General features: G+C 63.5%; 8 protein-coding genes. 2 read left to right on the top strand and 6 right to left on the bottom strand.

What is annotated here, in order from left to right; genetic code table 11:
* Positions 1-22: 22 nt before the first annotated feature.
* The 6 genes from ACN50D_RS30730 to ACN50D_RS30755 are packed head-to-tail and all read right to left on the bottom strand — an operon-like array spanning position 23 to position 6888.
* Positions 23-778 (bottom strand): CoA transferase subunit A, encoded by a 756-nt coding sequence (locus ACN50D_RS30730; RefSeq protein WP_212633879.1) that lies wholly within the window; start codon positions 776-778, stop codon positions 23-25.
* A 3-nt stretch (positions 779-781) separates the two neighbouring features.
* Positions 782-1609 carry an HpcH/HpaI aldolase/citrate lyase family protein gene (locus tag ACN50D_RS30735; protein ID WP_118606278.1) on the bottom strand — a complete coding sequence of 276 codons (828 nt, stop codon included), beginning with the start codon at positions 1607-1609 and terminating at the stop codon, positions 782-784.
* Positions 1606-2094 (bottom strand): MaoC family dehydratase, encoded by a 489-nt coding sequence (locus tag ACN50D_RS30740; protein WP_003942078.1) that lies wholly within the window; start codon positions 2092-2094, stop codon positions 1606-1608. The genes ACN50D_RS30735 and ACN50D_RS30740 overlap by 4 nt, the downstream gene beginning before the upstream one ends.
* Positions 2091-3254, bottom strand: coding sequence for an acyl-CoA dehydrogenase family protein (locus ACN50D_RS30745; protein WP_007730190.1), 1164 nt, complete (start codon positions 3252-3254; stop codon positions 2091-2093). Before ACN50D_RS30745 ends, ACN50D_RS30740 begins: the two co-directional genes overlap by 4 nt.
* A complete protein-coding gene (locus tag ACN50D_RS30750; protein ID WP_007730189.1) occupies positions 3254-5293 on the bottom strand; it encodes an acetyl-CoA carboxylase biotin carboxylase subunit in 2040 nt (679 codons plus the stop codon). The genes ACN50D_RS30745 and ACN50D_RS30750 overlap by 1 nt, the downstream gene beginning before the upstream one ends.
* A gap of 5 nt (positions 5294-5298) precedes the next feature.
* A complete protein-coding gene (locus tag ACN50D_RS30755; RefSeq protein ID WP_042453308.1) occupies positions 5299-6888 on the bottom strand; it encodes a carboxyl transferase domain-containing protein in 1590 nt (529 codons plus the stop codon).
* Between the two features lie 98 nt (positions 6889-6986).
* On the opposite strand from ACN50D_RS30755, the gene ACN50D_RS30760 reads away from it, so the two are divergent.
* Both ACN50D_RS30760 and ACN50D_RS30765 read left to right on the top strand, forming a co-directional pair.
* The gene (locus tag ACN50D_RS30760; protein WP_003941968.1) at positions 6987-7586 is read left to right on the top strand and encodes a TetR/AcrR family transcriptional regulator; all 600 of its coding nucleotides are present in this window, start codon (positions 6987-6989) and stop codon (positions 7584-7586) included.
* A gap of 48 nt (positions 7587-7634) precedes the next feature.
* On the top strand, positions 7635-8381 hold the full coding sequence (locus ACN50D_RS30765; RefSeq protein ID WP_064443342.1) for a GTP pyrophosphokinase: 747 nt from the start codon (positions 7635-7637) through the stop codon (positions 8379-8381).
* Positions 8382-8519: the final 138 nt, after the last annotated feature.

Below are 8519 nucleotides of genomic sequence, written 5' to 3' on the forward strand. Positions count from 1 at the left end.
ATACGGGTTTCCTCTGCACTGGTCACTTGGTGCCTCCTGAGACGGTCCGCTTCTCGATCCGCTTCTCCTGTGGGCCTGTGTGTACGACGCGCGCGACGAACACTCCAGGTAGGTGCACGTGCGCGGGGTCGATGTCGCCCGGCTCGACGAGGTTCTCCACCTGCGCGATGGTGATCCGGCCGGCCATGGCAGCAAGCGGGTTGAAGTTCATCGCCGTCTTGTTGAAGACGAGATTTCCTTCGGTGTCACCGTAGTCCGCATGCACGAGCGCGAAGTCAGCCGTGATCGCCTCTTCCAATACATACGTGCGGCCACCGAACACTGCCGTCGCCTTCGGTGGCGACGCCACGGCGATCGAACCGTCCGCGTTGTATCGCCACGGCAAGCCGCCCTCGGCGATCGGTGTGCCGACGCCCGCCGGCGTGTAGAACGCCGGAATGCCGGTACCGCCTGCTCGCAACCGCTCGGCCAGCGTCCCCTGCGGTGTCAACTCCACTTCGAGCTCACCGGCGAGATACTGACGGGCGAACTCCTTGTTCTCCCCCACGTACGACGCCGTCACCCTGGCGATCCGGTGCGCGCCGAGCAGAATGCCGAGACCGTAGTCGTCGACACCGCAGTTGTTGGAGAACACCTCGAGATCGGTGGCGTTGCCGTCGGCGATCGCCGCGATCAGTGCGTCGGGAATACCGCACAGCCCGAAGCCGCCCACTGCGAGCCTGGATCCGCTCGCGATGTCGGCAACTGCCTCAGCTGCCGTATTCACGACTTTGCTCATCCGTTAGTTCTCCTTCTGCTGAAAGATTCCGGCTCGGTGAAGAAGCTTCTCGGCGTGACGGAGAACGGGAGCGTCGACCATCTTGCCCTCGAACGCGAACACACCACGTTCAGTAGACACCGCGGCAAGCACTCGTGTGGCCCAGTCGATCTCTTTTTCCGAAGGTGCGAAGGCCCCGCGGATGACCTCGACCTGACTCGGATGGATCGCAACCTTCACGTCGAAGCCGACTGCGACGGCATCAGCGGACTCCACGCCCAGGCCGACGAGGTCCTTGATGTCGAGGTACACGGAATCGACAGCCAACCGGCCGTAGCTCTTCGCGGCCAGGAGAGACGTCGATCGGACATGCTTGGCAACGTCGCGGTACGAACCGTTCGGGTGCCTGCTCGAATTACCGCCGAGACCTGCCACAAGATCCTCGGCTCCCCACATGACACCGATGGCGTTCGCAGCAAGCGCGATGTCGGCCACGGCGAGGGCTCCTCGCGGGGACTCGACGAGCGCAACCACGTCCGCCGGTGCGAGCGAGAGGACGTCCTCGGCCGATTCGCACTTGGACAGCATGAGACGCGAATAGTGTGTGCCGTCCAGCGCGATCAGATCGAGTTCGTGATCAGGTGTACCGACCGGATTGACGCGCACGACCGTCCGCTCCGGATCGAGAGGCGTGTCGATCAGGGCTGCACGTGCGGCTTCCTTGTCGGCCGGAGCCACACCGTCTTCGAGATCGAGGATCACGACGTCGGCAACAGCCACGGCCTTCGCATAGCGCTCGGGACGATCCGCCGGGCAGAACAACCACGCCGGCCCCGGCGGCGTCCACGTCATGAGGACACCTCTGCCGGACGCAGTTGCACCAGTGTCTTGCGCGTGGCCAGTGCGACGACGTCACCGTGCTGGTTACGCCCGGTGTGCACGAGCGTCACGATGCCTTCACCTGGACGGCTCTTCGATTCGCGCTTGTCCGCGATGAGCGTCTCGGCATACAAGGTGTCGCCGTGAAAGAGCGGCTTCGGGAAGCTGATCTCGGAGAAACCGAGGTTCGCCACGATGGTGCCCTGCGTCAACTGCGCGACGGACAGGCCGACGATGGTCGACAGGGTGAACATCGAATTGACCAGCCGCACACCGAATTGAGTGTCCTCGCTGTACGCGGCATCGAGATGCAACGCCTGCGTGTTCATGGTCAAAGTCGTGAACAGGACGTTGTCAGCCTCGGTCACCGTCCGGCCTGGGCGATGCTCGTAGATCGCGCCGACCTCGAACTCCTCGAACCAGAGCCCGCGCTGAGTGATCTTCTTGGGGTTCGTCACAGCCCTGCCTCACGAGCGATGAGCATCAACTGCACCTCGGTCGTTCCCTCACCAATTTCGAGGATCTTGCTGTCACGGTAGTGGCGCGCGACGGCGTACTCGTTCATGAAGCCGTATCCGCCGTGGATCTGCGTGGCGTCACGGGCGTTGTCCATGGCAGCTTCGGAGGAAATCAGCTTGGCGATAGACGCCTGCTTCTTGAACGGCTTGCCCGACAACATGAGTGCGGCCGCGTCGTAGTACGCGGTACGTGCGACGTGGGCACGAGCCTCCATACGCGCGATCTTGAACGCAATGGCCTGGTTGTGTCCGATGGGGCGACCGAACGCCTCGCGTTCCTTGGCGTACTTGATCGACTCGTCGACGCAGCCCTGGGCGGCACCGACGCTCAACGCGGAAATAGCGATGCGGCCTTCGTCGAGGATGCGCAGGAAGTTCGCGTAGCCGCGGCCGCGCTCACCGAGCAGATTCTCTTCGGGGACACGAACATCGGCGAACGTGAGCGGATGGGTGTCGGATGCGTTCCAACCGACTTTGTTGTACGCCGGTTCGGCCGTGAAGCCGGGCGTCGTGGTCGGCACGAGGATCGTCGAGATCTCCTTCTTGCCGCCGTCCTTGACACCCGTGACCGCGGTGACCGTCACGAGCTTGGTGATGTCGGTGCCCGAGTTGGTGATGAACTGCTTGTTGCCGTTGATGATCCACTCACCGCTGTCGAACTTCGCGGTGGTCTTGGTGCCGCCGGCGTCGCTACCCGCACCGGGTTCGGTCAGGCCGAAGGCAGCCAACGACTTGCCGCTGGTGAGCTGCGGAAGCCACTCCTGCTTCTGTGCCTCGTTACCGAAACGGTAGATCGGCATGGCACCAAGGGACACACCAGCTTCGAGAGTGATCGCGACGCTCTGGTCGACCTTGCCCAGCTCTTCGAGCGCCAGGCAGAGTGCGAAGTAGTCGCCGCCCATTCCGCCGTACTCCTCGGGAAACGGCAGGCCGAACAGTCCCATGTCGGCCATCCCGGCCACTACCTCGTACGGGAAGGTGTGGTTGGCGTCGTGCTCGGCAGCAACCGGTGCCACTACGGTCTTCGCGAAATCTGCAACCGTCTTGGCGAGCTGCTGGTATTCGTCCGGAAGCGCTCCGGTGGCAAGGTAATCGGACATCAGGCGTCTTCCTTCTGCGTCGTGTTCTCGGTCTTTACTTCTGCAGTCTCTTCGTCCGTGACAGGTACCACGCGGGCCAAAACCTGATCCACCATCACCTGATCGCCCTGACGGACAAGCACTTCCACGATCCCGTCGATCGGGGACGTCAAGGAGTGCTCCATCTTCATGGCCTCGACCACGACGAGTGGTTGTCCCGCGCTCACTGCCGCGCCGTTCTCGACGTTGACTGCGATGACGGCACCGGGCATGGGGCTGGCGATTTCGGCGTCACCGGCGTGCTTGTCCTCACCGCGAACGCTGACTTCGGCAACCTCGCGCACGTGCCAGGTTCCGCCGCCTGCCAGCCACAGACCACCATCGGTCTCGGCGACGACAAACGTGCGTCGACGTCCGTCGATCACCACCGCCAGTTCGGATCCCGTCAGGGTCGCGCTGAATGCGCGAGGCTGTGAACCTTCGACCTCGACCTTTGCATCCGCGGGAACGCCGACGATCGCAACGTGCGCCGTTCGGGTGCCGGCGGAGAGCCTGATGCTGGTCGGAGCGGGAGTTCCGACGCGCCACCCACTCGGGACATCCCAGGGATCAACGCATTCCGAGGTTGTCCACCGCGAGAGCCAGCGATACGCCGCGGCAGCAATGAGCACCTCGTCGGAGGCGTCGGCTGCGACAAAGTCTTCGACGCGACGATCGAGCAGACCGGTGTCGAGGTTGCCCGCGATCACATCCGGATCAGCGAGGAGGAACCGTGCGAATTCGATGTTGGTCACGACTCCGAGCACTGCGGTGTCACCGAGTGCGCGATCGAGCTTGCGCAGTGCGCCCGCGCGGTCGGGAGCGTGGGCGATGACCTTGCTGAGCATCGGGTCGTAGTCACTGCCGACGACGGTGCCCGCGAGCAGTCCGGAATCGACGCGCACGCCGGAACCTGACGGCTCGACCAGATCGACGACGCGGCCGCCCGTCGGCAGGAATCCACGGCCCGGATCCTCCGCGTACACACGAGCTTCGATGGCGTGCCCGGTCAGCGTGATGTCACTCTGGGAGAAGGCCAACTTCTCTCCCGCTGCCACACGGACCTGCCATTCGACCAGATCCAGTCCGGTCACCATTTCGGTGACGGGATGCTCGACCTGCAGGCGGGTGTTCATCTCCATGAAGAAGAACTCGTCCGGCTTGTCGGCGGAGACGATGAACTCCACGGTGCCGGCGCCGGTGTAATCGACGCTTCGAGCGGTGTTGCAGGCTGCCGCGCCGATCCGGTCACGGGTCACCTGATCGAGCAGCGGCGACGGAGCCTCTTCGATGACCTTCTGGTGACGCCGCTGCAGGCTGCATTCGCGCTCACCGAGGTGAACGACGTTGCCGTGCTGGTCGGCGAGAACCTGGACCTCGATGTGCCGGGGCCGCAGGACGAATCGCTCGAGGAACAGGGTGTCGTCGCCGAACGACGACGCGGCCTCACGGCGGGCACTGCGAAGAGCCTCGGCCAGATTGGCCGGATCCTCGACCAGACGCATTCCCTTGCCGCCTCCGCCGGCCGAAGGCTTGACCAACACCGGGTAGCCGATGTCCTCGGCCGCTGCGATCAGTTCTTCGTCGGTCAGATTGGGGCGAGCGATACCCGGGACCACCGGCACGTCGAACGCGGCAACGGCGTTCTTCGCGGTGATCTTGTCACCCATCACCTCGATGGCGTGCTCGGAGGGGCCGAGGAAGGCGATTCCGGCAGCCGCACAGGCAGCCGAGAACGCCGAGTTCTCCGACAGGAAGCCGTAACCGGGGTGAATACCCTGAGCACCGGTGGACTTGGCAGCGTCGATGACCTTGTCGATGACGAGGTAGCTTTCACGCGCCGCGGCCGGTCCGATGTTGACGGCAGTGTCGGCCTCGCGGACGTGGCGAGCATTCGCGTCGGCGTCGCTGTAGACGGCGACGCTGCGAATTCCCAACTCACGCAACGTGCGGATCACGCGAACCGCGATCTCACCGCGGTTGGCCACGAGAACAGTATCGATAGTGCGCAACTCAGTCATTTCGCTCACATCCGGAAGACGCCGTAGGAGACCGGCTCGATCGGCGCGTTCGCGCACACCGAAAGGGCCAGGCCGAGAACAGTTCTGGTATCTGCGGGATCGATGACACCGTCATCCCACAGCCGCGCAGTGGAGTAGTACGGATTGCCCTGAGCCTCGTACTGCTCGCGGATCGGCGCCTTGAAGGATTCTTCGTCCTCGGCCGACCACGGATTACCCGCGCTGTCGAGCTGGTCACTACGAACCGTCGAGAGCACCGACGCGGCCTGCTCGCCGCCCATGACCGAGATGCGCGCGTTCGGCCACATCCACAGGAAGCGAGGTGAATACGCGCGTCCACACATGGAGTAGTTGCCGGCGCCGTACGAGCCGCCGATGACGACTGTCAGCTTGGGGACCCGTGCACACGCGACTGCCGTGACCATCTTGGCGCCATGCTTGGCGATGCCGCCGGCCTCGTAGTCGCGTCCTACCATGAAGCCTGCGATGTTCTGCAGGAACAGCAGCGGCACACTGCGCTTGTCACACAGTTCGATGAAATGTGCTCCCTTCATGGCGGATTCGCCGAAGAGCACGCCGTTGTTGGCGATGATGCCGACCGGGTGGCCCTCGATGTGCGCGAAACCGGTGACGAGCGTCTTGCCGTATTCAGCCTTGAACTCCTGGAACGCGCCACCGTCGACGAGCTTGGTGATGACCTCGTGCACGTCGTACGGAGTACGGGGATCAGTCGGAACGACGTCGTACAGCTCGCTCTGATCGGCGACGGGCGGAACCGTGGAGATGACGTCCCACGGGCGCTCGGAGCGGGGGCCGAGCGTGGCAATGATGTTGCGCACGATCCGAAGTGCGTCGCGGTCGTCCTCGGCCAGGTGGTCGGTGACGCCGGAAACCTTGGAGTGCAGGTCGCCGCCGCCGAGCTCTTCCGCCGTCACGATCTCACCGGTGGCAGCCTTCACGAGCGGCGGTCCGCCGAGGAAGATGGTGCCCTGGTTGCGGACGATCACTGCTTCGTCGCTCATCGCGGGCACGTAGGCGCCTCCCGCGGTGCACGAACCGAGAACTGCGGCGATCTGGGGAATCCCCTTGGCGCTCATGGTCGCCTGGTTGTAGAAGATCCGGCCGAAGTGCTCACGGTCCGGGAAGACCTCGTCCTGGCGCGGCAGGAAGGCGCCGCCGGAGTCGACGAGGTAGATGCAGGGAAGGTTGTTCTGCAGCGCAACTTCCTGCGCGCGCAGGTGCTTCTTCACCGTCATCGGGTAGTACGTGCCGCCCTTGACCGTTGCGTCATTGGCAACGATCACGCACTCGCGGCCCGACACACGACCGATACCGGTGATGACGCCGGCGCCCGGGCACTCGTCGTCGTACAGGCCGTTGGCCGCCAGTGGGGACAACTCGAGGAACGGGCTGCCCTGGTCGAGCAGCGAGTCGACGCGATCTCGCGGCAGCAACTTCCCTCTGCTCACGTGACGCTCGCGAGAGCGCTCGTTGCCACCCAGCGCTGCTTGCGCCAGTTTCTTCTTCAGTTCGTCCACCAGAACGGTGTGATCGGACCGGTAGCCCGATCCTTGCGTGATTCCACTGGGAGTCATCCCGCCGCCTTCGCCATGAGTTAATGCTCGATAACTGAAACTAGATTAACTATGATTAACTGAGTTGTCCAGAACACAAGCGAAGAAAGATCGAGAGAATGACCTCTGAGCAGGTAGCAGCTCCGACGCGACGCGATCAGATGAAGGCCGACCGTCGACGTCAACTCTTGGACGCCGCCGCCCGGTTGATCGCCGAGCGCGGATTCGTGAGTGTGCGACTCGAAGACCTCGGCGCGGCCGTCGGCATCAGCGGCCCGGCCGTGTACCGGCACTTTCCGAACAAGGACGCCGTCCTCGTGGAACTTCTCGTCGGCATCAGCACGCGCCTGCACGAAGGCGGCTCTGCGGCGGCGGAGGCAGCGGACTCACCGAGCGCCGCACTCGACGCACTGGTGGAGTTCCACCTCGACTTCGCGCTCGGCGAGCCGGACCTGATCCGCATCCAGGACCGCGACCTCGAAAGCCTGCCGGCCGACGCGCGTCGACAGGTACGCCAGACGCAGCGCAAGTACGTCGAGGTGTGGGTCGGAGTCCTCGAGCAACTCGATCCCCAACTCGATCAGGCGGACGCACGAATCAAAGCGCATGCCACCTTCGGTCTGATCAACTCGACCCCTCACAGCGCCAACCCCGCTTCGCCGGCACGCGCGCGTCGCGTCCTGCGGGATATGACGCTCGCCGCACTGCGCACCCACTGAAACCGGACACGGCACAATCGGTGGCAGACTGGTTACACCAGCTAACAGATGAGGGTGCCGGACGTGGAAGACAGCAGTGGGGTCAGCAGGGCCGATTTCGCCGAACTGCGGACCGAGTTCTCCCGCTTCATGATGTTGTACCAATTCGGAATCTCCGAACTGATGACCAAGGTGAACATCCTCAAGGACGAGTTCACTCACATCAATCAGTACAGCCCCATCGAACACGTCACGTCACGAGTCAAGTCACCGGACAGCATCCTGCGAAAGGCTCAACGCCTGAACGTCCCGCTGACGATCGACGACATCTCGAAGAACATCTTCGACATCGCTGGAGTACGTATCACCTGCAGCTTCATTTCCGACACGTACCGAATCGCCGAGATGCTCACCAGCCAGACGGACCTTCGGGTGATCGAGCGCGAGGACTACATCGCCGATCCGAAACCCAACGGCTACAAGAGCTTGCACTTGATCGTCGAGGTCCCGGTTTTCATGAGTGACCGCGTCAGGCACGTACCGATCGAACTTCAGATCCGCACGATCGCGATGGATTTCTGGGCGAGCCTCGAGCACAAGATCTATTACAAGTACAACCGCGAGGTTCCCGTCGAACTCCTCGACGAACTCACCGAGGCTGCTGCCGCGGCACACCGTCTCGATGTCAAGATGGAACGACTCAACGACGAGTTCGCCAAAATCAAAGCGCTACCGCATCCTGACGACGAAATCCTCGAGCAGGATCTGCCGGCGCAGTTCCTCGAGGCGCTGCATCTTCAGCGACGGGCGCTCTGAATTCGGTCCCCTGCCCTGAGCGAACGCGCCTTTCGGCGCATCTGAGGCGACGAGAGTGCCGTTCGCTCACAACTGGGGTCGGACAACTAGGGCAAACCAAAAGTGGGGGGGGGGGGGGGGGGGGGGGGGGGGGGGGGG

It is taken from the genome of Rhodococcus sp. SB1D, from assembly GCF_048573875.1.
GTDB lineage: Bacteria > Actinomycetota > Actinomycetes > Mycobacteriales > Mycobacteriaceae > Rhodococcus_F > Rhodococcus_F qingshengii.

What these genes read in the sequence shown, in the direction of transcription:
- ACN50D_RS30745 (WP_007730190.1), bottom strand. Translation starts at nt 3,254, where the DNA reads ATGTCCGATTACCTTGCCACCGGAGCGCTTCCGGACGAATACCAGCAG.
- ACN50D_RS30765 (WP_064443342.1), top strand. Translation starts at nt 7,635, where the DNA reads ATGAGGGTGCCGGACGTGGAAGACAGCAGTGGGGTCAGCAGGGCCGAT.
- ACN50D_RS30735 (WP_118606278.1), bottom strand. Translation starts at nt 1,609, where the DNA reads ATGACGTGGACGCCGCCGGGGCCGGCGTGGTTGTTCTGCCCGGCGGAT.
- ACN50D_RS30760 (WP_003941968.1), top strand. Translation starts at nt 6,987, where the DNA reads ATGACCTCTGAGCAGGTAGCAGCTCCGACGCGACGCGATCAGATGAAG.
- ACN50D_RS30750 (WP_007730189.1), bottom strand. Translation starts at nt 5,293, where the DNA reads ATGACTGAGTTGCGCACTATCGATACTGTTCTCGTGGCCAACCGCGGT.
- ACN50D_RS30730 (WP_212633879.1), bottom strand. Translation starts at nt 778, where the DNA reads ATGAGCAAAGTCGTGAATACGGCAGCTGAGGCAGTTGCCGACATCGCG.
- ACN50D_RS30755 (WP_042453308.1), bottom strand. Translation starts at nt 6,888, where the DNA reads ATGACTCCCAGTGGAATCACGCAAGGATCGGGCTACCGGTCCGATCAC.